Raw genomic sequence first — 23,492 nt, 5'->3', positions numbered from 1 at the left:
TGTTAGGACGTGGGGCCGTCCTGTTTCCATTCGGGTTTCTTGTTGGCGTTGATGATCAGCGGCAGGCCCACGAAGACCACGAGTCCTCCGGCCACGAGGCCCACGTACAGGGCCGGGTTGCCCACGGGCAGGTTGGTGGGCGGGAAAAAGGCCACCAGCAGCGAGAAGCAGACCCCGATCAGCCCGATGCCCGCCAGGGCGCAGAGGCCGACCAGACCGCCGGGAACCTTGTAGGTCCGGGGCAGGTCCGGCTGCTCCAGGCGCAGCTTGATGGCGGCCGCGTACATGAGGATGTACATGATCAGGTACAGGGTGATGGTGATGGCCGAGAGCAGGAAAAAGGCAACGGACACGTTGGTCATGATGAAGTAGAGCGAGGCCAGCAGGCTGACGATGACGGCCTGGATCATGAGGATGTTCACCTGCACGCCGTTCTTGTTGACCTTGGCCATGAACGGCGGCAGCTCGCCCTGCTTGGCGGTTTCCAGCAGGCCCCGGCTCGGGCCGCCCACCCAGCTCATGACCCCGCCGATGGCCCCGAAGGCCGCGAGCAGGCCGATGACCGGGGTGAGGAATCCGAGGTGGAATTTGTCCAGGAGCTGCTTGAAGGCCTGGAGCAGTCCGGCGGTGAGGCTGATTTCCCTGGCCGGGATGACAGCGGCCACGGCCATGGAGCCGAGCATGAACAGCAGGAAGATGACCGCTGCGGCCAGGAACATGGAGCGCGGGAACTCGGTGGCCGGGTGCTGGAGCTCGTTGGCGTGCACCGCATGCACCTCCACGCCCGCGAAAAGCAGGATGATGCCCGCCAGGAACGCCACGCTGCCCAGGCCGTTCAGGTGCGGGAACAGGCGCGCGTGGACCATGCCGCTCGCAGTGCTTGGCGCATTTTCCAGGAACATGATCGGGTTGCCCTGGTCCACCCAGAGCAGGCCCAGGACGATGATCAGCACGCCGGGCAGGACCGTGCCGAAAAGCACCCCGTATTTGGTGACCTTGCTGGCCACGTCGCTTCCGGCCAGGGTCAGGAAGGTGGCCAGCCAGTAGCAGGCCAGGATCACCACGCCTGTGTACAGGCCGCTGTCGGCAAGTTGCGGGTCCATGAACAGGTAGGCCAGGGCGCTGGCCGCAAAGGCGAGCACCGTGGGGTACCAGACCACGTTCTGGATCCATTGCAGCCAGATGGCCGTGAAGCCCCAGCGCGAGCCGAAGGCGGCCTTGACCCAGGTATAGACGCCGCCTCCCTGCCTGCCGAATGCGCCGCCCAGCTCGGCGGCCACCAGGGAGGCGGGGATCAGGAACATGACCGAGGCGAACAGGATGTAGAAGACCATGGACAGGCCTTCCTTGGCCATCATGGGCAGCCCGCGCAGGCTGACCACCGCGGCCACGGTCATCATGGACAGGGTGAAGACGGTCATGTGCTTTTTCTTGTCGCTCACGTAGCCTCCTCGGCTGAGGGGTTCAGACGGTAATGGGGAAAGTTACGTTCCCATACCAGATAGGAACTATCGCAACAATGATAGGCTTTGGTTTCTTGGGAAAATTATCCGCTGAAATGTTGTGGTGGGAGCGTGTCGGCCTTATAAGGGTGATTGTCCCATGCAGGGAGATTCATTGTCCCCTCGGAAATTTTTAGAAGAGAGCTGAGCCCGTTATGTCGAAAAGCATCAGGACCGCCGTCATCGGCTATGGATTTTCCGCAAAGACCTTTCACATTCCGTTCATCGACAGCCTGCCCGAATTCGAACTGGCCGCCATAAGCAGCAGCAAGCGTGATGCGGTGGTCGAGGATTGGCCCGAGGTGGAGCATTATTCCACTGCGGACGAACTGCTGCGGCGGTCCGATGCGGAACTGGTGATCATCACCGCACCCAATGACGTGCATTTCGAGCTGGCAAAAAAGGCGCTTGAAAACAACAAGCACGTCATTCTTGAAAAGCCTTTCGTGACCCGGGTGGCCGATGGCGAGGCCCTGATCGCCCTGGCGCGGGAAAAGGAACGCATACTGAGCGTTTACCACAACCGTCGCTGGGACGGCGATTTTCTCACCGTGAAGAGGCTGGTGGAAGAGGGCCGTCTCGGTCAGGTGAAATGCTTTGAGTCGCATTTTGACCGTTTTCGTCCGGCGGTGCGCCAGCGCTGGCGCGAGCTTGCCGCAGACGGTGGGGGCATCCTCTATGACCTGGGGCCGCACGTGATCGACCAGGCGTTGCAGCTTCTCGGCCTGCCGGATGCGCTTACGGCGCAGTGCCTGAAGATGCGCGAAGGCGCAGCCACCGTGGATTATTTCAACCTCGTGCTCCATTATCCGGACAAGGTGGCCACGCTGCACGCCGACCTGTTCAGCGCCGGGCCCAACAGACGTTTTTGCGTGAACGGGGACAAGGGCAGCTATGAGAAATACGGGCTGGACCCGCAGGAGGAACGGCTCATCAACGGCCTGCGGCCCACGAAGGCCGAATGGGCGGACGAGACAACCGATCAATACGGCACCCTGTATACGGCGGACAGCAATGAAGCCGTGCCCACCGAGCGGGGCGGCTATCAGATCTATTTCCAGGCCATGGCCGAAGCCATCCGCACCGGCGGTGAGCCCCCGGTAACGGCACAGGATGCTTTGTGGAATATTAGGCTGATTGAACTGGCAATGGAGAGCAGCCGGTCTGGTAAAACCGTGTTGGTGGAGCGCCAGCCGCATTGCCTCTGAAATTCGGGAAGGGGGAGTGCGTCAATATGCTTCCTTGATGTATTCCCTTAATCGCTTGATGCTGTTCTCATCCAGCCAGGATTCGTACCCCTCCTTGTATTCCGGGGTGTTCCTGTATTTCAGGAGAACTTCGTTGATCTTGCCGATGACGTTCTTTCCCCACTCGTTCTTGGGGCAACCGACATAGCCCAGGTAATAATCCGGCATGCCTTCGATGGGGATGCAGACGATGGCGTCCCGGTTTTTATACTTCTTGTTCAGGTACTGGGCTTCCATGGGATATCCGATGGCATAGTCGATTCGTTCCTTTTCCATCAGGGCCAGCTGCGAGCCGAGCATTGTGAAGTTGGTGTGTATGTTGCGATGCGTTTTGTATTTCGCGAGGGTCTCATCGATAATGCCGCCATACGCCCTTTCCACGTTGATGCCGAGTTTGAGATTGCTTTCCGTGATGGCCCTTGCAAGTTGCAGCTGCCCCTCCTTGTTGAGGTAGGGCGTCAGTTTTTCGAGATGTCTCTTGAAAATGAGCGCCGTGTTCGGGATCACGACATAGGCGGGGATCGAGAACTCGATGAATTTTTCGCGGTCGGGACGCTTGAGGAGCGCCGGGTTGGCCACCTTGCTTTTCTGCAGCATCAACTCCTTGGCGCGAAGGGGATTGCAGCTCAATCGTTCATGATGGAATTCCGGCATGTTGTTTATGAGCAGGGTGGTGATGTAATCGCCATACCCCTGCCCCTTGAGCGGGCCGGAAGTGATGTGGACCGGCGGAAAGTCGGAATATATCCAGGTGATGGTGTCCTGCGCGGCCGCAGGAAGCGAATGGATGAGAAAAAACAGTGCGTAGAGCGAGGTCAGGAAAAAGGTTTTCATCGCGCCCCCTGTCTTGCGCGTTGTGTTTGAATGAGCTTGCGAAAACACGCCCAGTGGCGAATGGCGGATTGCATCACTCTCACACCATAGGAATGGCGACGGGACGCATCAATTATAACCGGGCCCTGTAAACAGGCCATTGATGATGCGGTCTGAAGAACGGGGAGGGGATTACCAGTCCGCGACTTTGCCCATGGTGTTCGTGGGCAGCCGGTCCGCAAAGGTCCAGGAGCCGGGCCTTTCATACTGGGTAAGGCTTTTCGCGGCCAGGACGCGCAGCTCCTGTTCGAGCCGGTGGGGATCGGATTCTGCGCGGGGCACCACCAGGGCCTTGAGCCGGGCGCCTTCCTCGGGCCGCATAAGCCGGACCGCGCATTCCCGGACATCCGGGTGCCCCAGGATCGTTTCCCGCACCCGCTTGGGATAGACGTTGATGCCCGCCACCTGCACGGCCTTGTCCGTGCGGCCCGCCGGACGGAAGCGTTTGTGGTCCTCCCAGATCAGGTGGTCCTGCAGCGGATATTCCCGGTCGGGAGCGTTGGGCATGCTGCGCAGCAGCTTCCCGGGATCGTCGGTTTGATTCCAGTGGGGCAGCAGGGTGTAGGCTGCGGAGGGCTCGTGCCGGTACCCGATGCCGCCGGTTTCCGAGGAACCATAGACCTCGGTCATGCGTTCCAGGCCGTTCTCGCGCAGGGCATGGATGACCGCTGCCGGGCAGGGGCCGGTGGAGGTGACCCCGAAGACGCCTTCGGGGACGGGGGTGCCGAGCTGGACCAGTTTTTCCCAGAAGAGCGGGAAGGCGATGACCAGGTCGCCTGGGCGCAGGGCGCTGATCAGGCCGGGGGTGGGCATGGGCTGCTGCCAGGCCACTTCGATTTCCAGGGCCTTGGGCAGGAGCACGGAAAAGAGGAAACCATAGATATGGTGGCGCGGCACGAACCCCACGATGCGGGTTCGGTCCCGGAACTGTTTTGCCAGCGCCGTGATTTCCTGCTCGTGCACGGCAAAGGGGTGAGTGGCCGGTACGGGCTCGCCCGTGCTGCCCGAGGTGAAAAAGGTGATGTTCTCCGGGCTGTTGTTCCAGTGCCCGGCAATGGCCCGGGCCCATTCCTCCAGGCGCATGCCCTTGAGCGAACCGGCGGTGCGGGCGTGGAACATGGCGTCGGCGCGTTGGCCGATTCGGGACAGGGCGTCGGGGGCGATGGCGTCCAGCGCGAAATCCTCGGGCAGGGAGGCTCCCTGCGCCCATTGGATTCTCTGGGCATAGGGGGTTTCGGCCAGGAGCAGGCTGGAGAGCATCTCCCGGACGTCAATGGCGGTGAATGGCAGCGAACGCATCAGTCCTTCTCCACGGTGACGCAAAGTCCTTGCTCCGAACAGCGGCTTTGCCCTGTTTTTTCGGCGCGCAGAGCGGCGGCGGCCAGCCTGAAGGCGGCCTTGACCGGCAGATAGCCGCACAGGGTGTCGATCAGGGCGTCATCCTCGGTTTCTGCCGCTTGCCCGGGCAAAAGGCTGGCCCGCCCATAGGTCCCGTTTGCCTTGTTCAGGACAAAGAAGGCCGCGCCCTCGCCGATGCGGGGCCTGCCCAACTGGCCGGAAACATGCTCCAGCAGGGGCGTGGATTCGTCCACGGCTCCGACCAGCACGGTTTCGGCGCGTCCCTCCTCCAGCCAGGCCCGGGCCGTGAGCAGGGCTGTGGTCACGGGGCGGTACGGCTGGCAGATTGCGGTGCAGGGGCACGGCGTATTCAGGAACATGGCCAGCATGGCGGCCGGGATGTTGTGCACGGAATGGGAAAAGGCCAGGGGAGAGGCGCAGCCCGCGCCGAAGTCGAGAATGGAATCCAGGAAATCGAAGGTGGTTTCGGCCGGGCCGAACCCGGAGCAGAGCACGATGGCCGGGTTTTTCGGAGCGGCCTGCCCGTAACCGGCGTCCGCCAGTGCGCGGTAAGCCGCCAGCAGGGTCATGCTGGTGAAGTGATCCACGCGCCGCAGCTTGCGGGGCGGAACATGGTTTTTCAGTTCCCCGGTGTCGACCTTGTATGGTTCGGAGATGGCGGGCGATGTTTTTTGGCCGAGCGCGTTGCGCAGTTCGTCCAGGCCGCCGAAGGGCGCGGCCAGCCCTATTCCGGAAATATGCATCATGCCTGCCCCTTTTCGAAGATGATGGCGGAGTTGTTGCCGCCGAAGGCCAGGGACTGGGACAGGGCGTGGCGGGCCGAAAGGGACGTGTTTTCTCTCACCGGCGCAAGGCCGATTTCCGGGTCGATCTGGGCGAATCCCCGGCAGCCGGGCGTGGTTTCCCGCTCCAGGCAGGCGATGGTCAGGGCCGCCTCGATGCCGCCGGCCGCGCCCAGGGTGTGGCCGGTGTACCCCTTGGTGGAGACAAAGGGGGCATGGGAGAAATACTTGGCGAGCAGGTGGCCTTCCACGGGGTCGTTGTTGCGCGTTGCCGTGCCGTGCACGTTGATGAAGCCGATGTCTTCCGGTGCCAGGCCGCTGCATTGGAGCGCCTGTTCGACGGCGATTTCCAGCCCCCGTGCCTCGGGATGGGGAGCGGTCAGGTGATGGGCGTCGCTGCAGGTGCCGTAGCCGAGCAGTCGCGCCCGTGGCGTTGCCCGGAGCAGGGACGCGGCCTTGTCCGAGGCCAGCAGGAGCACGCCCGCGCCTTCGCCCAGGTTGAGGCCGGAGCGTTCCCGGTCAAAGGGACGGCACTGCCCGGTGCTGGTGATCATGAGCCGGGCGAAGCCATTGTAGGAGATCTCGTTCAGCTCGTCCGCGCCGCCCGCCACCACCAGGTCGCATAGGCCCTGCCGGATCCAGGACGCTCCCATGCCGATGGCGTCCGTTCCCGAGGAGCAGGCATTGACCACGGACTGGACCGGGCCGGAGAATTTCCACCTGCGGGCCAGGGCAGTGGCCGGATTGCTGCGCAGGTAGGTGTGGATGGGTGCCAGCCCCGGTTTTTCGTTGTTCCGGTACTTTTCATAGTAGTCCATGAAATTCAGCGAGGCCCCCACCGAGGTGCCGATGCAGACGCCGACCGTGAGCCCTTCGAGCAGGTCCGGCGTGATGTCCGCACCCCGCAGCGCCTGTTCCGTGGCGTGAAAGAGCAGCTGGCATGTCCGTGAAAAATCCGCGTCGCCGTTCCTGGGCTCGAAGTCCCGGACCTCGAAGACCGGGTACTGTTCGGGCTGGGCGCATTGGAAAAGGGTCGGCATGGCCGGGCCGTGGCCGCCCCGGAGCATGGCCTCCATGCAGGCGTCCAGGGTGTGGCCCGAGGCGCATATGCAGTCCGCCCCGACAACGGCGACAGGGGAAACCGGCATCATGCCTGCCGCCGCTCCTTGATGAACCGCGCCAGGGTGTTCAGGGACTGGAAGGCGATCTTGCCGTCGGCCATGTCCTTGATCTCCACCCCGAAGTGCTTCTGGACCAGCACGATGAGTTCCACGGCGTCCAGGGAATCGAGTCCCAGGCCTTCGCCGAACAGGGGCTCGTCGTCCTGAATTTCCTCGGGCGTGACATCCACCAGGTTCAGGTCCGCGATGAGCGTTTCCTTGAGTTTTTCCTTGATATCCATATGAATCATCCCTCGTTTTCCCACATGTCGTAGAAGTTATAGAACTGCAGCGGATAGCTCCGGACATATTCTTCCAGGCTGTCCGCGAAAATCTGCGCGTAGGGCCGGTAGGCCTCTGCATTGCGCCCGAGTCCGTGCGGCACCTGGATGGCGCCGGAGACCCATATCTCGCCCTTGCCCGGGCCGGTGCGCCGGGAAAAGGTCACCACCACGGGCGTGCCCATGATGGAGGCCAGCCGGTACGCACCGACGGGCACCTCGATCTTCCCCCCGAGAAAATCGACCTTCACTCCGCTGCTTCCATCCCCGAAATTCCTGTCGCCCATGAAGCAGAGAATGGACCCCTGCTTGAGCGCTTCCATCATTTCCACGGCGCCGCCCATGGGGCCCGTGGGATCGATGATCCGGAACGGTGCCTGTCCGTTGTTCCGGTGTTCGTAGTATTGCCGGTCCACGTCGCGGGTGTCGCGGTAGAGCACCACGGCCTTGGGCGCGTCGATATCCTTCAGCCCGGCCGTGCCCAGCTGCCAGCAGCCCGCGTGTCCGGTGACGATGATCAGGCCCTTTTGCTCCTCGGCCAGCAGGTCCCGGAGCAGCTCCGTGTCCTCCGCGCCGGTGGCCATGCGAAACTTGCCAAGGATGCCCAGCACGGCCCGGTCCGCCAGCATCTTGCCGAATTCGAGATAGTGCCGGTAGCAGAACCACAGGTTGGCCAGGAAACCACGGTTCCCCACGATCCGCCGCCTGTATTCGGCGGAGCGGCCCCGCACGCCCGGATGCAGGGCGTAGAAGCCCACCACGAAGAGGAGCATGAAATAGGCCGCCCACCGTCCGCCCAGGCGGATGGCCACGTAGAAAATCTGATGGAAAAAGGAGGACGCCAGGCTTTTGCTGGTCCATTTCCTACCGGTCATGGGCGTCCCCCATGGCCGGCCGCCTGTTTTGTTCCCGCCGTTGCAGCTGCACCCGGACCAGGAGGGCCATGACATAGACGACCAGGCCCATGGCCAGGCCGAAGAGCGGGGCCAGCGCCAGGGAGCCGAGTATCCATTCCCAGATGCGGTCCAGGGCCTCGTACCCCAGGGTCTGGAGCGAGATGTCCGTGAGGAGCTCACCGTGGCGCAGGTAGTATCCGGCCTCGATGCACAGGGCGGGCACGATGGGCGGCATGCACAGTTGGCTCACGGCCAGGGCCGTTATCCTGCTCAGGCCGAAGTAGCCGGCCACCAGGATGATGGCGATGCAGTGCAGGCCGGGAATGGCCAGGGTGCCGAGCAGCATGCCCAGGGCTCCGGCCAGGGCCAGCATCAGGGGCGATTCCTTTTGCAGGAGCAGCAGTTTCAGGGACCGGATGGGATGCACCGGACTGACCTTGCCGTCCCGGTCCTCCGCATACTGGCGGTGTGGCACGGGCAGGAAACAGCGCGCCGTGAGCCGCGTGTTGAGCAGGGAAATCTGGATGTTGTCGCGCAGGGCCTTGAAGTGCGAGACCCGCTCCTCGGGCGGCGGATAGTGCACGTCGATGGGCAGGTCCTGGAGCGGGAAACCGGCCCAGGAAGCCTTGACCAGCACCTCCACTTCCATTGCGTACCGTTTTTCGTGCAGCCTGACGGCCTGGAACAGGGCCACGGGGTAGGCCCGGAAGCCGCATTGCACGTCCGAGAGTTCCTTGCCGGTCTGGACCCGGAGCCAGAAATTGGAAAAGGCGCGCCCGAATTTGGAGGCCCCGGGCACGTGGTCGCCCGTGAAGCGGCGGCTGCCTACGATGACGCCCCGGGGGCAGGCCTTGACGGCCTGCACAAAGGCCGGGATGTCCTCCGGGTAATGCTGGCCGTCCGCATCCATGGTGATGATGTGGGTCTTGCCGAGCCGTTGCGCCTCGGCCGCCGCCGTGAGAATCGCCTGTCCCTTGCCCCGGTTGGATTCATGTTGCACCACGCGCACGGGCAGGTCGCGGATGGCCTCCACGCCGTTGTCCGTGCTGCCGTCGTCCACCACGAGCACGTCCCGGTGAAAGGACAGCGCGCCGGTGACCACGCTGCGCAGCGTGGCTCCGTGGTTGAAGACGGGAATGACGACAAGGGTATCGGGCACGAAATTACTCCAGGACTCCGCTTTTCCAGCTTTCCAGGAACCGGGCATAGAAGTCCGGGGGGAACATCATGAATTCCTGGTCGAAGGTGACGAAGAGCTGCACGGTGTATCCCGTGGTGGTGATCTCCCCTTTTCCGTTGCGGATGATGAATTCGTAGTTGAGCCGCGCGGCCTCTGTCCAGTGCAGGAGGGTCTCGATGCTCATGGATTCGCCGAAGCGCAGGGGGCGCACATAGTCGATGTGCATCTGCTTGATGGGCGCGGCCACCTCGTTGTCCCGGAAATCCCGGTAGCTGATGTCGTAGCGTTTGCCCAGGGCCTGCCTGCCATCCTCGAAGTAGCTCGGGTAGCGGCCGTGCCAGACGATGTCCATGGGGTCCACTTCCTCGAAGCGGACTTCCCGCTGCATGGTGACGCTCAGCGGCTTGGGCGAGTTCGGAACGGCCGGGAAATAGGGTTTCCTGCTCATGCGTTACAGCGCCTCCCGGGCTTCCGCCAGTTCCATCTGGAAGGAGGCGGCCAGGTCGCTTCCGTTCAGTATCCTGATGGCGGCGATATAGCCGTTTTCCGTTTCGTTCAGGGTGCCGTGGACCTCCACGGGATCGCCGGGCAGCACGGGCTTGAGGAATTTCGCCCTGCCGACCTTGCGAGCCACGAGTCTTTTTTCGGCGGCCTGGCCGCAGGCCACGGCCCCGGTCATGAGCTGCACCATGGCCGGGAGAATGGGCTTTCCCGGAAAGTGTCCTTCGAATCCGATGAAATCGGGGCCAAAGGAGAACTGCATGGAAAAGGATTGCCCGTTGCCGGAAAAGACCCCGGCGCTGGCCCGTATTTCGCGGTTGAGTCTAGTCATGGACCTGTCCGTCCTTGAGCCGCAGGATGACGGTATAGCCGTGCTGCGGTTCGGTGTAGGTGGTTGTCTCCGGGAATGAAAAATGGTCGATCCGCCGGACTCCCCGATACTGGACCGAGGGAACCTCCGTGGGGGATGCGGCTTGGAGGAACAGGGTGCGCACCACGGCTCCGGCCTGCTGGGCGAAGTGGGGGATCCGCCGGGCCATGGGAGAGATCTGCCGGATTTCGGTGCGTTTCGGGGTGACCCCGAGTACGGCCAGCTTCAGGCCAAAGGGGTTGAAGATGGCCACGTCAGCACGGTTCGCGCCGGTATCCAGGCGCATGAGTCCGGTCATCTGCAGGGTCCTGCCTCCCAGCTTGAGCACGCCGCCGTGCCGCAGGGTGAAGGTTTTCCCGCTGGCCTGCCACGGCTGCGGCCGGGGGGCGGTGTCGTCCGGTCTTGGCTGCGCCTGGGTGCAGGCGCAGAGCAGGCAGAGGAAGAGGGCGAAGACAGCTAGGCGCATGCGGGCCTCCGCAGCAGGTGGGGCAGCAGGTACAGGGCGGTCAGGAGCGCCGCGCCCACGCCCAGGAGCACGGTCATGCCCAGGGAATGCAGGGAGGGGTGCCTGGCCAGCGCCAGCACGCCGAAGGCGGCCAGGGTGGTCAGGCCCGAAAGCCGGATGGCCGGGACCGTGGACAGGGGCATGGCGGCGCGTTCCCGGCAGACCATGAAGATGCCGTAGTCCGCGCCCAGGCCGATGACCAGGGGCAGGGCCACGATGTGAAAGAGGTTCATGGGCGTTTTTGCTGCGGCGAGCACGGCGAAGACCGCCACCACGCCGAGGCCCGGGGGCAGCAGGCTGAGCAGGGAGCGACGCGGGTTGCGGAAGAGCAGGAAGGCCAGCGCCACCACGCTGATGCCCGAGGCGGCGATGAAGCGGACGATGTCCTGCCGCATGGTGGCTTCGAGCGTGTGCTTGAAGCGCTGCCGGGAGATGAGCCGCACCCCGAGTTCCTGCTCCCGTTCCGGGGAGAAGAAGGTGCGCACCGCTTCGGTGTCCGGCAGGAAGGTCAGCAGCTCGTGGCGGTCCTTGTCCGGTTCCGGGGCCATGGCCCGCAAAAGCATGCCCAGCCCCGCCTGGCGCAGGGTGTCGGGCGTCACCGGGGCGGGCCGTTCCGTCAGGTTTTGCAGGAACGGGGCGAAGGCTTGGGCCGAAAAGTGGAGCGGTTTGCCCTGTTCCAGAAGCAGGGCTTGGGTGGTCTCTTGGTTTCGGGTCCAGAATGCTTCCCAACGGGCGCGGTTCTCGGCCTGGGTTTCCCGCGCGGGCAGGAGCGGGGCCAGGCTGGCCCCCTTGATTCCGGGGAATTCGTTTTGCACGGTTTTCCAGACCTGTTCGTTGCGGGCCAGGGCCGCGTCCATGTCCGGGCCGTCCGCAAAGATTACCGCCTTGTTGCGGGAATCGCCCCAGGTCTGGTTGAAGGTCTGTTCCGCCTTGCGGATGGATTCGGATTGGACGCCCATGGAGCGCAGGTCCGTGTCCAGGGTGGTGCCCATGGCCGTCCAGATTCCCGCGATCAGCAACACCGCCACCGTGTCCAACGCGACACGGGGGTGGCGGCTGCATTTCGCGGTCGAGTCGTTTTGGGCCCGCACCGGGGCCGCGCCGCACAGGGGCGGCAGCACGAACAGGGCATACAGGGCCGCCATGCACAGCCCGGCAATGGAGAAAAAGGCCAGCTGGCGGATGCCGGGAATGCCGGAGAAAAAGAGCGCGCCGAATGCGGCGCAGGAGGTGGCCAGGCCGAACAGGAGCGGCGTTGCCAGCGATGCCAGGGCCCTGCCGGGATGATCCGGCCGGGAGCCGACCGCATAGTATGCGTGCATGGCGAAATCGATGGAGATGCCCAGCAGCACTGCGCCGAACCCGATGACGATGGCCGACAGGGTTTCATAGGCCAGGGCGGTCATGCCCAGGGCCGCGCACAGGCTCAGGAGCGGGGCCGCCAGGACGCCGAGGGCCCGGAAGGACCGGAAGCAGCAGGTGAAGAGCAGGGCCAAGGCAAGGAACGACGCCACGCTGATGACCGTGAGGTCCCGCTTGATGGTGGAGGCGTTGGCGTCGGTGTGCAGATGGCCGCTGACCATGGCCGCTTCGGTGCCGTGCGGCAGGTCCCGGACCGCGGCATCAAAGGCGGCGATGAGTTCGCGCGCGCCGTCCGAATCGGTCATGGGAACAGGGGTGTCGGCCATGAGCAGCACTGCATGGCCGTCCTGGCTGAATACGTGCCCCCGGTGCAGGGTCACGTCCGAAAAGGTCCGGTACATGGCCAGCCGCCGGGCCAGCTGCGAGCGCATATCCAGGGGGTCGCGCCGGACCAGGTCCTTGAGGATCAGCCCCTGGGGCGAGGTCAGCAGCTTGTAGTCGGCGGTCAGATACCGCCGTACGCCTTCGGCGGTGAGTGACTCCTGGATTCGCTCCAGGTCGGCCGGGGGCGTAAGATTGGGGGCGTTGTCCAGCAGGAAGCCCAGGACCTTGGGAGGATGCACGTCGGCGGTGGACTGGAGCCTGAAAAGGGTGTCCGGCAGCCGGAGGGCGAGAATGTCGGCGGCATCGGCCAGGGCGTCCCTGGAAACGTCTTTGTTGCCCCGGACCGTGATCATGATCCGGCTGGACAGGGTGGAGCGGTTCAGGAGGTCGAAATCCGAGGCGATGCTCCCGGTTTCTCCGCCGGGCAGCATGGAGCGGATATCCGCGACAACCGTGGTGCGCAACAGGGCGGCAAGACAGAGGAGCGCCAGGGCAATCGTCCCCGCGACCAACAGTGCGCGCCTGTTTTCCAGGGCGCGGTAGGTCCTGCTCATGATCCCGTTGTTTCGCATTATTTCACCGTGAAGGCCGTATCGCCCAGGGATTCATTGAGGCGATGATTGTCAAAGCGGATACGGGTGAAGTCGCCGTCCGCACTGTGCAGCTCGATGGTCTCGACCACGGCCTTGTCCCGGGAAAAATGGAAGTCCATGCTCCGGATGAAGGTTTGCCCGTTTTTCGCCTTGGGCGTCAGGCGCAGGTGCGGGGAGGGATCGTTTTCCGCTTGGATGTCGAAGATCCGTTCCAGCCAATGGATGTCGAAGGTGGTCCAGGCCACGATATGCCGGGCCACTTCCGCCATCTGCGGGGACTGGGCGGCGGTGAAGGCGCGGACCTCGCCGCTGGCCTCGTCCCATTCCCGGCCTTTATCCCCGGTCATGACGAAGCCGGACCGGAACGGGGCCGTGTATTCCCATCGCAGCATGTTCGGGCGCTTGAAAAGAAATTTTCCCTGCGAGGTGATGACCTCGTCGAAAAGGGACATGTGCGTTTCCTGCACGAAATCGCACTCGATGGTTCGGGTAAGGGCGGCCTTGTCCCGGAGCTGCCGCAGCAGCTCGTCTTTGGATTCGCTTGCGCCGGCCCGGGCGGGCGTGGGCAGCAGCATGACGAGAAAGAGGGCCACCAGCAGCTTCTTGATCACAGGGGAGCCTCCGTGCCGTCCTCGGGAACCCAGAGCTTGATCTTCAGCTCGGCCAGGAGGGTCTCTTCACGGCGCACCGCGCCCTCCACCACGGCGAAGCCCTCGAACTGGCCCACTGTCTCCACGTGGATGGTCAGCTCATCGCCCGCCTTGGCCGTGCCTAGGGACTCAAATTTCTGGACGCCCACCAGATAGCCGATGGGGAATTCTTCCCCGTCCTGCATGAGCTCCCAGCCCTTGACCGCGGCATAGGTCTGGGCGGTCAGTTCCACGAAGGCGAGCGGATCCAGGCCGCCGGATTCGTCCACGGCAATGCCGTTCCGGCCTATGCGGGCCGTTGCGGTCCCCCGGCCTTCAGCAGCTTCCGTCAGTTCGCGGATGAGCAGCATGGAGTCCCGGTGGGGGATGATTGCGTGCGCCTCTACCGGAAGTTTCATGGCTGTTCCTCGTTGGCGGCGTTTCGCCAGCAGAGCGGGTCGGCGGCAAGGTAGTCGCCGGTGGCGTTGTAGGCCATACCCCGGCAGCCGTAGCATTCACGGCTCAGGGAACAGTCCCGGCACTCGCCCTTGATGGTTTCGCGGATGTTGCGCAGGTTCTGGAAGACTTCGCTTCCGGCAAGGATGTCCTTGAGGGCCTTTTCCCGGATGTTCCCCGCGGAGATGTCCACGCCCGGGCAGGGAATGACATTGCCCACCGCCGTGATCGTGCAGGAAAAGAGGTGGCGGCGGCAGGTGAATGCGGCCACGGGCGGCTTGGGCTCCCAGTGGATGCCGAATTCCTCGGCGTCCAGGCGCGAGAGCTCGCTGAACAGGGATTGCAGCTTTTCGGGGGATACGGCCAGATTGATCTGGTCCTTGGCCCGGCCCTGGTCCGTGATGCATTCGAAATAGGGGATGATCTCCCGGCTGCGCAGCCAGCGCCACATCTCGGGGAGCTCGTCGTAGTTCTGCTCGCAGATGATGGTCTGGGCGCCCAGGGACAGATCCCGGGTGGGGTAGCCCGCCTCGCGGAGCAGGTCGAAGCCTGTGCGGATGGCCGCGAAGGCTCCCTTTTTCCCGGCCAGGTGGTCCTGCACCTCGGGCTTCAGGCTGTTGCACTTGATGACCGGATGCACGCCCAGGGTCAGGAACTCTTGCACGATTTCGCGGGTGAGCAGGATGCCGTTGGTGAACAGCTCCATTTCCAGGCCCCGGGCATGGATGGCGCGCAGCACGTCCATGATGCGCGGGTAGGCCATGGGTTCGCCGCCGCCGAGCACTATGACCTTGCGCACGCCCAGGGCCTTGCCCTGGTCCAGCGCATCGGTGATTTCCTCGAAGCTGATTTCGTTGGCCAGCTTTTCGCCGGACCCGGCATAGCAGTAGATGCACCTGAGGTTGCAGATGCGGCTGAGCTCCAGCTCCATGGTCAGGAGCTGCCCTGCGGCGCGGGCCGATTCGATCTCGGCGTCGGTGAAGGGCGTTCCCCAGCAGCGGTTCGGATTGGTGGTCATAAGGCAAAAAGGGCAGAGGGCATGCGAACACGCCCCCTGCCGAAGGTTGTTTATTGTTTAGTTGTATTGGGCCACGGACAGCTTGGAACGGATATCCTGGTCCAGGTAGGTTATCCAGTTGTTGTAGCTGCGGTGGATCTTGCCGTTCTTGTAGTCCAGGTTGCGGCTGTTCACGTAGTCGATGTTGTAGTTGTCTTCGTTGTAGGTGATCTTGATGGTGGCGTGGTGCTTGCCGCGCACGGTGATCTCGCCGAGGATCACGCCGGGCTGCTTGACCTGCATGACCCAGCCCCTTCCGGCGCCCGCTTCGAGGATGGTTTTTTCCACTTGTTGCATGGTCAGGTGGCTGCCGGAGGATTGGGGCACGAGTGCGTCGTGCACGTTCATGACGGGCTTGCTTTTGCAGCCGGCCAGGGCGAACAGGGTCAGGCAGCAGAGAATCATACAGGCGATCAGTGTGTTGCGTCGCATTGCAGCTCCTTTGTTTCGTCTACGCGAATATCGGAAGTGGTTTCCATGTGTTTCAAGGCCTCAGCCATCTGTTTCTTGACGTCCTTGCGCATGGCCATGTGTCCGTCGGGCCTGTTCCGGTAGGCGTCCGGGTGGACCGGGGGCAGGATGCGCATGCGCAGGGGGTGGGGCCGGACCAGCCAGCCGCCTCGTTTGAGCATTTTTCCGGTGCCGGAAAGGCAGACCGGCACCACCGGCACATTCGCCTTGATGGCCGTGAGGAACGCGCCCGAATAGAAACGGCCCAGTTCGCCGTTTTTGCTGCGGGTGCCCTCGGGATAAAAGACCATGATGCCGCCTTCCCTGATGACCCGCGTGGACTGCTCCAGCACGGTTTCCATGTCCGCGTCCTCGGTGGCCACGTACTGGGCCGTGCGCATGAACGGGCCGTAGAGCGGTATCTTAAAGGGCCAGTTGCGCACCGCGAAGCTGAAATTCCACTGGGGCTGGAAGCCGATGCAGTAGGAATCGAAGAACGAGGCGTGGTTGAGCACCATGACGCAGGGCGCGTCCACGCTGCCGGTCTTGGGCTTGTCCACCTCCATGAGCAGGTTTGCGATGGAGACCCACGCCCGGCCATAGAGCCAGATCATGCGGCGCACGGCGGTGGTTCTGGTGTATTTCCCGGTCAGCCGCAGGCAGCAGTAAAACGGCACGGAAATGAGCACGCAACAGAGCGTCAGCGAGATGGTTCCCGCGTACATGACGATGTTGGTGATGATCAGTCGAAGCGTGCTCATGGTTTCGTTCTGGCTAGAAGTCGACGCCGTCTTCAGGGGTGAGAGCCTTCTTTTCCTCGGCTGGTTCGTTCTTCCAGTCCTGGTAGTCGTCCATCCGCTTGCTGTTGATGCTGTTCAGGTTGTCCTGCGCCCACTGGTACGACTGGGGGGTGTTTTCCACAAAGTGGCACTTGGCGTAGTCCTTCTTGAAATCCTCGTCTTTCAACTGTGCGGCGGTCAGGGGCTCCAGGGTGAACCGGGCCTTGAACATGCCGAAGTGGGGCTCTACTTCCACGTAGTAAATCTTGTCCGCGATCACATCGGCTTCAACGAAGTTGGCGGTTTCGCCGGTTACCATGAAGACGTGTTTGCCCGGTGCCGCCTCATAGGCCAGCATGGTTTTGGAGGAAACAATGCCCAGGAATTCCTGGGAGTCGTCTGTCAGCCTGAAAACAGGCGATTGCACCGCGCCGCCGAATGAGGAGGGGCGCATGAACACGATGACGGCCTTGCCCTGTTCCACGGAGTAGGCCTGGCGGCCATCAGGAATCTCGCTCATGAGGCTGGAAGCGCAGCCCCCAAGGGCGAACAGGGCCATGAAAAGCAGACAGATCAGATGTTTTTTCATCATTGCTCCATGTGTTGGTGCATAATCAGCCGGCCATTTCCTGCTTCTTTTCCAGGATGAAGGCGTGCAGGTCGCCCAGGGTGCGGATGTTCTTGAAGGCCTCGTCCTTCTTGATTTTGATCTTGAAGGTCTGCTCCAGCACCACCACCATGTCCACGGCGTCCAGGCTGTCCAGCTCGAGATCTTCCCGGAAAGAGGCTTCGGGTTTCATTTGGTCCAGGCTGAGTTCGAATTCCTCGGCCAGGACCTTGTTGGTCATTTCCAGAATTTCCACATCGGTCATTATTATGGTCTCCTCAGGGCAATAGACGTGTTAATTCCGCCTAATGCGAAGCTGTTTTTCAGCGCGACGTTAATCGCTTTCCCCTGCAACTTCAAGGGAAGGTAAATATCCTTGCATTCCGGAGAGATAGATTCGAGATTCCTCGTCGGAACGACCTGTTTTTCCATCATCATGCGCACGGTGGCGGCGAGCTCCAAGGCGCCGCTGGCGGCCATGGTGTGTCCCAGGTGTCCCTTGAGGCTGCTTACCGGCGGCCGGTTGGCGAACAGTTCCGCAATGGCCTTGCTTTCGGCGGCATCTCCCAGCACCGTACCCGTGGCGTGGGCGTTGACGTAATCCACCTCGCCGGGTGCAATCTCGCCGTCGGCCAGGGCCTTTTCCATGCAGATCCTGATGGCTTCGTCGCTGGGGCTGGCCATGTTGGAGGGGTCCGCGGTGGAGGCGAATCCGGCCAGCTCAGCCAGGATGGTCGCGCCCCGTTTTTGCGCGGATTCCAGGGATTCCAGCACGATCATGCCCGCCCCCTCGGAACAGGCGATGCCGTCCCGGTCCGCGTCAAAGGGACGCGGGGTGGCCTCGGGCCTGTCGTTATAGCCGGTGGAGGCCGCCTCGATGATGTCGAAGGTGCTCACCGTGAGGGGATGGAGCTCGTCAGCGCCGCCGCAGAGCATGATCTCCTGTTTTCCCAGGGCGATGCTTTCGGCTGCAAGGCCGATGGCCTGCGCTCCGGTGGAGCAAGCGGCCGAGGGAGCCATGACCCTGCCGGTGATGCCGAAGTACTGGGTCAGGTTGGCCGCGCAGCTGTGGTTCATGATCTTGAAGAATTCCGTGGACCGGATGCCCTCGATGGTCATGCCGTCCAGGAAGCTGGCGAAGAAGCTCTGCATGGCGTTGGTGCTGCCGATGGTGGAGCTGACGCACAGGCCGGTCCGGCCGCCCTGGATGGTATCCGTGTCCAGGCCCGCCTGGGCCAAGGCCTCGTTGGCGGCCAGCACCGCGAAAATGGACATGGCCGACATGGAGCGGCGGTATTTGCGGTGGATGCTCGCGGCATCGTATTCCAGCACCTTGCCGCCGATGCGCGGGCGCAGCCCGGTGATTCCCCCGAGTTCCTCCATGATCCGCACGCCGCTTTGCCCGGAGGTCAGGCTGTTCATGAGCGTGTCCATGCCCGTGCCGAACGGGGAGATCGCGCCTAGGCCGGTAATGACGACTTTGTTCAGGCGCATTGCCGCAACTCCTGATGGATGGTTTCGTGTCCGAGAATGATGCCGCAGGCCAGGTAGGCGGAAACCACTGCGCCCAGGATGCCCGGGGCAACGATGGCCTGCCCAGCCAGGTACAGGCCGTCCAGCTTGGTGACCGGGGCCGGATTGTATTGGTCGTTGGAATGCTTCAGGCCGTAGAAGCTTCCTTGCGGCGTGGAGCAATAGTCCCGCATCGTCAGCGGGGTTGCGCACTCCAGAAATTCCACCTGGCGCAGCTGCGGGCAGCGGTGCAGCAGGGATTGTTTCAGCTCCTCGGAAAAAGCTTTCTTGTGCGCCGCATAATCTTCGGGCCTCTTGCCGAGGGAAGTCTCCTGCCAGCGGGCAAACGGGGCCATGGTCCCTGGGAAGATGGCCGTGACCGTCGTCTTTCCCGACTCGTCGTCCCTGCAGGAACTCAGGTAGATGACGTTGTCCTCCGGGGTGCAGTCGCCTTCCAGCATGTCGTGGAAATTTCCGCCCGGCCAGAGGTAGATGCTGCGGCCTTCCATTTCGGGAAGGGGGGCTTCGCTGATGCCGAAGAGCACGGTGCCGGACGCGCCTCCTTCCAGTTCCCGGAGCCGGGTCCGGTAGGAGGGGCGGAAAACGCCTTCAGGAACGGCGGCCACCATGGCTGAGGGCTGGGCGGTCCAGACGCAGGAATCGGTTTTCAGTTCCCTGCCGTCGGCGAGCTCGACCCCCCGTATTTGTTCCTGCGAGGAAAGAGGGATCGATTTGACTTCGCTGTTGCAGAACAGGTCGACCCCGAGGGATTTCAGGCGTTTTTCATAGGCCCTCACCAGCGCCGCGCCGCCGCCCCGGATGGAATGGGCAGACTGGCAGTAGGAGGCGGCAACCAGGGCATGGGTGCTCAGCAGCGCATTGCGCGGCGGCACCCCGTAGAGCAGGCATTGGTAGCTGAGCAGGGTCTTGAGCGTCTCGTCCCGGGTGATGGAATCCAGGAAGTCCCGCAGGGTGACGTTTTCCTCGTGCAGAAAGGAGCCCATGGAAAAGGGCTGCCGGAAATTCAGGAAGGGCGATGCGTCGAAAATTTTCTGTATCCCGGTGAAGTAGGCGGCGATGGCCTCGGCCTCTTCCGGGAATCTGCTGGCGAGGTATTCCCGGCAGGCGGCATATCCCGTGGGTAGTCGATATTCCCGGCCGTCCCTTTCAAAGTGCACCACGTCGTGCCCGTCGGCCTGGTAGGGAATGGCGGTGATATGTTCGGAGAGCCCGAGGTGGGAGAAATACGTATCCAGAACCTGACCCTTGCCGAGGCCTCCCACGTAGTGGAGACCCGTGTCGAAGTGGACGCCCCTGCGCCTGAATCCGCGCACCGTGGGTGCGGGCGCGCGGAAGGATTCCACCAGGGCCACGGAACGCCCCTGGCTTGCCAGGAGGATGGCGGCGGTCATGCCGGAGATTCCGGCCCCCACAACGACGTGATCGTAGGAACCCATGCTAGAACCTCAGCACCAGGCAGGAGTTGGTGCCTCCGAAGCCTGCCGAGTTGCACAGCACGGCTCGCGGGGCCTGTTCCCGTGTCTCCGGGGTGATGTCCAGCCCCCGGGCGGCCGGATCCAGGGTCTCCAGGTTGATGTTGGGCGCAATGAATCCCTTGCGGGCCATGAGCGTGGAATAGACCACCTGGCTTGCCCCGGACATCCATAGCTCGTGTCCGGTCATGGACTTGGTGGACGAGATCGCGGGGGAACAGCCATTGAACAGGGTCTGGATGTTGACGGCCTCGGCCTCGTCGCCCGCCGGGGTCGCCGTGGCGTGAGCGCAGACGTAGTCGATGTCGGCGGGCTGCATTTCGGCCTGCCTGAGGGCCTTGGCCCCGGCCCGGGCAATGCCGTTTCCACCGGGCACGGAAAGGTGCTCGCCGTCCGAGGAAAAACCGTATCCGGCAACCGTGCCGAGGATGGTTGCCCCGCGGGATTTGGCCAGGTCCAGGCGTTCCAGCACGATGGCGGCCGCGCCGCCGCTGGGGACCAGGCCGTCGCGGTCGGCGTCGAACGGGCGGCTGGCCTTTGCCGGCGCCTGGGATTGTTTTGAAAATGCGCCCAGCCCGTCGAAGCCGCACATGGACTGCCAGTTGATTTCCTGGGCTCCGCCGCAGATGATTCGTTCCTGCTGGCCCGTGGCGATGAGGGTGAAGGCCTGGCCCACGGCATGGCCGCCGCTGGAGCAGGCCGAGCTCAGGCTCCAGGCCGCGCCCCGGGTGCCCAGAAGCGTGTTCAGGTTCATGGTGATGTTGGAGGTCATGGACTTGAACACCGCGCCGCTGCCGATGAGGGCGGTTTCTCCGCGTTTCTCGAGCAGGCTCACCTGTTCCAGCGCGGCGATGCAGCTGGAGTCGCAGCCGAAGATCAGGCCGGATTCGTCGTTGCGCAGATCCTCGGGGGCAAGGCCGGACATGTCCAGGGCGTCCAGGGCCGCCGCAGCCGCCTGCATGGTGAAATCGGTCATGGGCTTGCGCTGCTTGCGCGAAAGCCTGGCCGCCGGGTCGAATCCGGTGATCCTGCCGGTCAGCGGGCTTTCAAAGCCCATTTCGATCCGTTTCTCGTCCACCACGATGCCGGATCGTCCATGGTACAGGGCATTGGCGACGGTTTCCGTATCGCAGCCGAGCACCGAGACGATGCCGATTCCAACAATTGCTACTTCGTACATATATCTACTAAAAAAAGAAGTTGAGGCCCGGCTACATGTGGATGCCGCCGTTGACCGACAGGGTCTGGCCGGTGATGTAGGCCGCACGGGGGGAGCACAGGAAGGCCACCACTCCGGCCACTTCCTGCGGGGTTCCCACGCGGGCCATGGGAATGCGGGGCAGGATGTGCTCCATGGGCAGCTCGTCGAGCATTTCGGTTTCGATGAAACCCGGAGCCACTGCATTGACCAGGATGTTGCGCTTGGCCACTTCCATGGCCAGGGAGCGGGTCGCGCCGATGAGCCCGGCCTTGGCAGCGGAATAGTTGGTTTGGCCCGGAACGCCCGTTTCTCCGGAAGTGGAGGCGATATTGACGATGCGGCCTTCCCGCTTGCGCAGCATGCGGGTGACCACGGGCTTGGTGACATTGAAGAAGCCGTTCAGGTGAACCTTGAGCACGCCTTCCCAGTCCTTTTCCCCCATCATCATCATGAGCGAGTCGCGGGCGAACCCCGCATTGTTGACCAGGGCGAAGGGCACGGCCTTTTCGAGCATGGGGGCGAGCGCCTCTTCCGAGGCGCGGGCGTCGGTCACGTCGAATTGCAGCAGGGTGCAGGCGCGGCCCGCCTGCCGGATACTCTCGGCCACGGCTTCGGCGCCGGGCGTGTCGCTGCGGTAGTTGAGCCAGATATCGAAACCGTCTTGCGCCAGTTCCCGGGCGATGGCAGCCCCGATGCCCTTGCTTGCGCCCGTGACCAGGGCGATTTTGCTGTCAGTCATGTATTGCTCTGTGTTGTGGATCGTCGGGTCGTGGGGAATGACGGGGAAATGGCCGCAAGTGCGGCAACCAGCGGAAAATGCAACGGCATGGAGACAGGAGGTGTAAAACTTCCTGAAAACCCGATGGATTAGCGCTTTTGAAGAGCGATGTATGGTCCCCGAAACCCCAAAAAAACTTCGTCAACTTACCCAAAAGGGCTTCGGATTGGCAATAGTTAAAAATTGTATTCGGCGCTGGAGGGGTGCCCGGAGACGATGGTGTTGACCAGGGCCGCCACCTCGGCGCTGCGGATGATGGAGGCGTGGGATTCGCCCACGGTGTAGGTCTGCTGCGCCTGGCGCATGAGGCGGGGGTCGTAAAGGCTTTCGAGCGGCACGAAACCGTCGGTGCGTTGCGCGGCCGTCGGGTTGTTCTGGGCGGAGCTGCATATCTGGTAGAACAGGGTGGTCTCGGGGAACGGGGTTGAGGCGATGCCCTGTATCTCCTCGCCGCCGGGGATCAGGCTCTGCCAGACGGGGATGGGGACCGTGAGTTGCCTGACCCCTTCCGCAGCCTTTTGATGCCCCCCCAGGGGGTGGCAATGGAGATGAACCGGTTCACGGGGTTGATGTGGTGGCCGTGCAGGTCCAGGAATCGTTTTCCCACCAGCCCGCCGAGGCTGTACCCGACGATGTCCAGGGAGAAGTTTCCGTATCTGGAGCGCAGGGTGAGCAGCTCCAGGTACAGGGCGTGGGCGCTTTTATCCAGGGCCTGTCCGGTGGGATAGTAATAGACCCACGGCTGGAAACGGCTGCGGTCAAGCCCCTGGATGAGGCGTTCCAGGTCGCGGGGCGAGCCGTTCAGGCCGTGAATGAACAGCACCGGCTGGCGGGACGGATCATATGCCTCCAGGAAGAATATCTTCGCGCCTTGTTCCTTGAACGCCCTGAACGGAGTCCAGAGTCCCTGCCGGGCGTATTTGGGGGCGAACAAGGGCATGTCCAGGTCCACCACTGTTCCGGTTTGCAGCTTTCTGAAACGGCTTTTTTCTTGGTCCACGAAAAATCTGCCGGAGATGTCGTACGGGCAGGTAACGCTTTTGCCCTGCAGCCGCATCCTGATCAGGACATAGGTCTCCACGGATTCACCGTCGACCAGCAGGCTTTCGCCCGCGCCGCACAGGCGCTCGCCCTGCGTGAAGGTCGAGTCCCGGTTGGCGTCTTCAAAGGCAAAGACCCGGTAGGATCCCCGCTGCAGGGAGAGCACAAAGGCTCCTCCCTCGTCGAGGACGTCGAAATCCCCGATTTTTCCGGCTTCCGTGTCCACGGCAAAGACGATGATGGTGCTGTCCGGGGCAAGGTTGTCTACGAAACCGACGATGGAGAACGAGGCCTTTCGCTGGGCCTCATCCTCCTGCAGGCTCAGCAGGGAGCAGCCGCCCAGGGCCAGGCACAGCGCAAGGAACATGCCGACCGTGCGGCAAAGGGGCGGGGTTGTGCTGATCGCGCGGACAATGCTCATCATGCGGCAAGTAAACCATATGTTTCGCAATCCTGCACATGATAAGGTGTTGTCCGCCGCGATGCGTCGGGCT

At 63.1% G+C, this 23,492-nt stretch carries 26 protein-coding genes; 1 reads left to right on the top strand and 25 read right to left on the bottom strand.

The features are described from left to right. Positions 1 to 2 precede the first annotated feature (2 nt). Positions 3 to 1,442 carry an amino acid permease gene (locus tag FGL65_RS14345; protein ID WP_250645503.1) on the bottom strand — a complete coding sequence of 480 codons (1,440 nt, stop codon included), beginning with the start codon at positions 1,440 to 1,442 and terminating at the stop codon, positions 3 to 5. Between the two features lie 215 nt (positions 1,443 to 1,657). Between FGL65_RS14345 and FGL65_RS14340 the strand changes: the two genes are divergently transcribed. Further along, positions 1,658 to 2,710 (top strand): oxidoreductase, encoded by a 1,053-nt coding sequence (locus FGL65_RS14340; RefSeq protein ID WP_147821960.1) that lies wholly within the window; start codon positions 1,658 to 1,660, stop codon positions 2,708 to 2,710. Between the two features lie 21 nt (positions 2,711 to 2,731). On the opposite strand, the gene FGL65_RS14335 is transcribed toward FGL65_RS14340, so the two are convergent. The 24 genes from FGL65_RS14335 to FGL65_RS14225 all read right to left on the bottom strand — a co-directional run bounded on the left by FGL65_RS14335 (position 2,732) and on the right by FGL65_RS14225 (position 23,422). Beyond that, positions 2,732 to 3,583, bottom strand: coding sequence for a TIGR02285 family protein (locus tag FGL65_RS14335; RefSeq protein ID WP_147821959.1), 852 nt, complete (start codon positions 3,581 to 3,583; stop codon positions 2,732 to 2,734). Between the two features lie 171 nt (positions 3,584 to 3,754). Further along, positions 3,755 to 4,921: an AMP-binding enzyme gene (locus FGL65_RS14330; protein ID WP_147821958.1), complete on the bottom strand. Its 1,167-nt coding sequence runs from the start codon at positions 4,919 to 4,921 to the stop codon at positions 3,755 to 3,757. After that, complete coding sequence (locus FGL65_RS14325; RefSeq protein WP_147821957.1) at positions 4,921 to 5,727, bottom strand: beta-ketoacyl synthase chain length factor; 807 nt, start codon at positions 5,725 to 5,727, stop codon at positions 4,921 to 4,923. The genes FGL65_RS14330 and FGL65_RS14325 overlap by 1 nt, the downstream gene beginning before the upstream one ends. Continuing rightward, the gene (locus FGL65_RS14320) at positions 5,724 to 6,914 is read right to left on the bottom strand and encodes a beta-ketoacyl-[acyl-carrier-protein] synthase family protein (RefSeq protein WP_250645502.1); all 1,191 of its coding nucleotides are present in this window, start codon (positions 6,912 to 6,914) and stop codon (positions 5,724 to 5,726) included. The genes FGL65_RS14325 and FGL65_RS14320 overlap by 4 nt, the downstream gene beginning before the upstream one ends. Further along, a complete protein-coding gene (locus tag FGL65_RS14315; protein WP_147821956.1) occupies positions 6,911 to 7,165 on the bottom strand; it encodes a phosphopantetheine-binding protein in 255 nt (84 codons plus the stop codon). The genes FGL65_RS14320 and FGL65_RS14315 overlap by 4 nt, the downstream gene beginning before the upstream one ends. A 5-nt stretch (positions 7,166 to 7,170) precedes the next feature. Further along, entirely contained in the window at positions 7,171 to 8,079 is a 909-nt protein-coding gene (locus tag FGL65_RS14310; RefSeq protein ID WP_187170396.1) for a lysophospholipid acyltransferase family protein, read from the bottom strand. Next, positions 8,069 to 9,259, bottom strand: coding sequence for a DUF2062 domain-containing protein (locus tag FGL65_RS14305; protein ID WP_250645501.1), 1,191 nt, complete (start codon positions 9,257 to 9,259; stop codon positions 8,069 to 8,071). Before FGL65_RS14305 ends, FGL65_RS14310 begins: the two co-directional genes overlap by 11 nt. A gap of 4 nt (positions 9,260 to 9,263) precedes the next feature. Beyond that, positions 9,264 to 9,728: an acyl-CoA thioesterase gene (locus tag FGL65_RS14300; RefSeq protein ID WP_147821953.1), complete on the bottom strand. Its 465-nt coding sequence runs from the start codon at positions 9,726 to 9,728 to the stop codon at positions 9,264 to 9,266. Between the two features lie 3 nt (positions 9,729 to 9,731). Next, positions 9,732 to 10,112: an ApeI family dehydratase gene (locus FGL65_RS14295; protein WP_147821952.1), complete on the bottom strand. Its 381-nt coding sequence runs from the start codon at positions 10,110 to 10,112 to the stop codon at positions 9,732 to 9,734. After that, positions 10,105 to 10,617, bottom strand: coding sequence for a hypothetical protein (locus FGL65_RS14290; protein WP_147821951.1), 513 nt, complete (start codon positions 10,615 to 10,617; stop codon positions 10,105 to 10,107). The genes FGL65_RS14295 and FGL65_RS14290 overlap by 8 nt, the downstream gene beginning before the upstream one ends. Further along, a complete protein-coding gene (locus tag FGL65_RS14285) occupies positions 10,608 to 12,974 on the bottom strand; it encodes an MMPL family transporter (RefSeq protein WP_147821950.1) in 2,367 nt (788 codons plus the stop codon). The genes FGL65_RS14290 and FGL65_RS14285 overlap by 10 nt, the downstream gene beginning before the upstream one ends. Continuing rightward, a complete protein-coding gene (locus FGL65_RS14280; RefSeq protein ID WP_147821949.1) occupies positions 12,974 to 13,606 on the bottom strand; it encodes a LolA family protein in 633 nt (210 codons plus the stop codon). Before FGL65_RS14280 ends, FGL65_RS14285 begins: the two co-directional genes overlap by 1 nt. Next, positions 13,603 to 14,043, bottom strand: a complete 441-nt coding sequence (locus FGL65_RS14275; protein WP_147821948.1) for a hotdog family protein — start codon at positions 14,041 to 14,043, stop codon at positions 13,603 to 13,605. Before FGL65_RS14275 ends, FGL65_RS14280 begins: the two co-directional genes overlap by 4 nt. Then, positions 14,040 to 15,098 (bottom strand): radical SAM/SPASM domain-containing protein, encoded by a 1,059-nt coding sequence (locus tag FGL65_RS14270; protein ID WP_147821947.1) that lies wholly within the window; start codon positions 15,096 to 15,098, stop codon positions 14,040 to 14,042. Before FGL65_RS14270 ends, FGL65_RS14275 begins: the two co-directional genes overlap by 4 nt. 57 nt (positions 15,099 to 15,155) lie before the next feature. Next, the gene (locus FGL65_RS14265) at positions 15,156 to 15,569 is read right to left on the bottom strand and encodes a hypothetical protein (protein WP_222705770.1); all 414 of its coding nucleotides are present in this window, start codon (positions 15,567 to 15,569) and stop codon (positions 15,156 to 15,158) included. Next, positions 15,551 to 16,348, bottom strand: a complete 798-nt coding sequence (locus tag FGL65_RS14260; protein ID WP_147821946.1) for a lysophospholipid acyltransferase family protein — start codon at positions 16,346 to 16,348, stop codon at positions 15,551 to 15,553. Before FGL65_RS14260 ends, FGL65_RS14265 begins: the two co-directional genes overlap by 19 nt. Before the next feature lie 13 nt (positions 16,349 to 16,361). Further along, entirely contained in the window at positions 16,362 to 16,955 is a 594-nt protein-coding gene (locus FGL65_RS14255) for a hypothetical protein (protein WP_147821945.1), read from the bottom strand. A gap of 25 nt (positions 16,956 to 16,980) precedes the next feature. After that, positions 16,981 to 17,238: a phosphopantetheine-binding protein gene (locus FGL65_RS14250; RefSeq protein ID WP_147821944.1), complete on the bottom strand. Its 258-nt coding sequence runs from the start codon at positions 17,236 to 17,238 to the stop codon at positions 16,981 to 16,983. Positions 17,239 to 17,240: 2 nt separating this feature from the next. After that, complete coding sequence (locus FGL65_RS14245; protein ID WP_147821943.1) at positions 17,241 to 18,467, bottom strand: beta-ketoacyl-[acyl-carrier-protein] synthase family protein; 1,227 nt, start codon at positions 18,465 to 18,467, stop codon at positions 17,241 to 17,243. Next, positions 18,458 to 19,942 carry a phytoene desaturase family protein gene (locus tag FGL65_RS14240; RefSeq protein WP_147821942.1) on the bottom strand — a complete coding sequence of 495 codons (1,485 nt, stop codon included), beginning with the start codon at positions 19,940 to 19,942 and terminating at the stop codon, positions 18,458 to 18,460. Before FGL65_RS14240 ends, FGL65_RS14245 begins: the two co-directional genes overlap by 10 nt. Before the next feature lies 1 nt (position 19,943). Next, positions 19,944 to 21,158, bottom strand: coding sequence for a beta-ketoacyl-[acyl-carrier-protein] synthase family protein (locus FGL65_RS14235; protein WP_147821941.1), 1,215 nt, complete (start codon positions 21,156 to 21,158; stop codon positions 19,944 to 19,946). Positions 21,159 to 21,189: 31 nt separating this feature from the next. Further along, positions 21,190 to 21,918, bottom strand: a complete 729-nt coding sequence (gene fabG / locus FGL65_RS14230; RefSeq protein ID WP_147821940.1) for a 3-oxoacyl-ACP reductase FabG — start codon at positions 21,916 to 21,918, stop codon at positions 21,190 to 21,192. A gap of 215 nt (positions 21,919 to 22,133) precedes the next feature. Beyond that, a complete protein-coding gene (locus FGL65_RS18285; RefSeq protein ID WP_187170395.1) occupies positions 22,134 to 22,295 on the bottom strand; it encodes a hypothetical protein in 162 nt (53 codons plus the stop codon). A 122-nt stretch (positions 22,296 to 22,417) separates the two neighbouring features. Then, a complete protein-coding gene (locus FGL65_RS14225; RefSeq protein ID WP_147821939.1) occupies positions 22,418 to 23,422 on the bottom strand; it encodes an esterase/lipase family protein in 1,005 nt (334 codons plus the stop codon). Positions 23,423 to 23,492: the final 70 nt, after the last annotated feature.

Origin of the sequence: Salidesulfovibrio onnuriiensis, from assembly GCF_008001235.1 — a bacterium.
Classification (GTDB): domain Bacteria; phylum Desulfobacterota; class Desulfovibrionia; order Desulfovibrionales; family Desulfovibrionaceae; genus Pseudodesulfovibrio; species Pseudodesulfovibrio onnuriiensis.
Note: the sequence above shows the minus strand (reverse complement) of the source record. Positions and strands in the feature narration are given on the sequence as shown.

Excerpts from the sequence above, each read along its gene's own strand:
- FGL65_RS14325 (WP_147821957.1), bottom strand. The coding sequence starts at position 5,727 with ATGATGCATATTTCCGGAATAGGGCTGGCCGCGCCCTTCGGCGGCCTG.
- FGL65_RS14285 (WP_147821950.1), bottom strand. The coding sequence starts at position 12,974 with ATGCGAAACAACGGGATCATGAGCAGGACCTACCGCGCCCTGGAAAAC.
- FGL65_RS14250 (WP_147821944.1), bottom strand. The coding sequence starts at position 17,238 with ATGACCGATGTGGAAATTCTGGAAATGACCAACAAGGTCCTGGCCGAG.
- FGL65_RS14275 (WP_147821948.1), bottom strand. The coding sequence starts at position 14,043 with ATGAAACTTCCGGTAGAGGCGCACGCAATCATCCCCCACCGGGACTCC.
- FGL65_RS14290 (WP_147821951.1), bottom strand. The coding sequence starts at position 10,617 with ATGCGCCTAGCTGTCTTCGCCCTCTTCCTCTGCCTGCTCTGCGCCTGC.
- FGL65_RS14265 (WP_222705770.1), bottom strand. The coding sequence starts at position 15,569 with ATGCGACGCAACACACTGATCGCCTGTATGATTCTCTGCTGCCTGACC.
- FGL65_RS14240 (WP_147821942.1), bottom strand. The coding sequence starts at position 19,942 with ATGGGTTCCTACGATCACGTCGTTGTGGGGGCCGGAATCTCCGGCATG.
- FGL65_RS14255 (WP_147821945.1), bottom strand. The coding sequence starts at position 16,955 with ATGAAAAAACATCTGATCTGTCTGCTTTTCATGGCCCTGTTCGCCCTT.
- FGL65_RS14310 (WP_187170396.1), bottom strand. The coding sequence starts at position 8,079 with ATGACCGGTAGGAAATGGACCAGCAAAAGCCTGGCGTCCTCCTTTTTC.
- FGL65_RS14235 (WP_147821941.1), bottom strand. The coding sequence starts at position 21,158 with ATGTACGAAGTAGCAATTGTTGGAATCGGCATCGTCTCGGTGCTCGGC.
- FGL65_RS14245 (WP_147821943.1), bottom strand. The coding sequence starts at position 18,467 with ATGCGCCTGAACAAAGTCGTCATTACCGGCCTAGGCGCGATCTCCCCG.
- fabG (WP_147821940.1), bottom strand. The coding sequence starts at position 21,918 with ATGACTGACAGCAAAATCGCCCTGGTCACGGGCGCAAGCAAGGGCATC.
- FGL65_RS14320 (WP_250645502.1), bottom strand. The coding sequence starts at position 6,914 with ATGATGCCGGTTTCCCCTGTCGCCGTTGTCGGGGCGGACTGCATATGC.
- FGL65_RS14335 (WP_147821959.1), bottom strand. The coding sequence starts at position 3,583 with ATGAAAACCTTTTTCCTGACCTCGCTCTACGCACTGTTTTTTCTCATC.
- FGL65_RS14330 (WP_147821958.1), bottom strand. The coding sequence starts at position 4,921 with ATGCGTTCGCTGCCATTCACCGCCATTGACGTCCGGGAGATGCTCTCC.
- FGL65_RS14300 (WP_147821953.1), bottom strand. The coding sequence starts at position 9,728 with ATGAGCAGGAAACCCTATTTCCCGGCCGTTCCGAACTCGCCCAAGCCG.
- FGL65_RS14315 (WP_147821956.1), bottom strand. The coding sequence starts at position 7,165 with ATGGATATCAAGGAAAAACTCAAGGAAACGCTCATCGCGGACCTGAAC.
- FGL65_RS14225 (WP_147821939.1), bottom strand. The coding sequence starts at position 23,422 with ATGATGAGCATTGTCCGCGCGATCAGCACAACCCCGCCCCTTTGCCGC.
- FGL65_RS14340 (WP_147821960.1), top strand. The coding sequence starts at position 1,658 with ATGTCGAAAAGCATCAGGACCGCCGTCATCGGCTATGGATTTTCCGCA.
- FGL65_RS14270 (WP_147821947.1), bottom strand. The coding sequence starts at position 15,098 with ATGACCACCAATCCGAACCGCTGCTGGGGAACGCCCTTCACCGACGCC.
- FGL65_RS14260 (WP_147821946.1), bottom strand. The coding sequence starts at position 16,348 with ATGAGCACGCTTCGACTGATCATCACCAACATCGTCATGTACGCGGGA.
- FGL65_RS14295 (WP_147821952.1), bottom strand. The coding sequence starts at position 10,112 with ATGACTAGACTCAACCGCGAAATACGGGCCAGCGCCGGGGTCTTTTCC.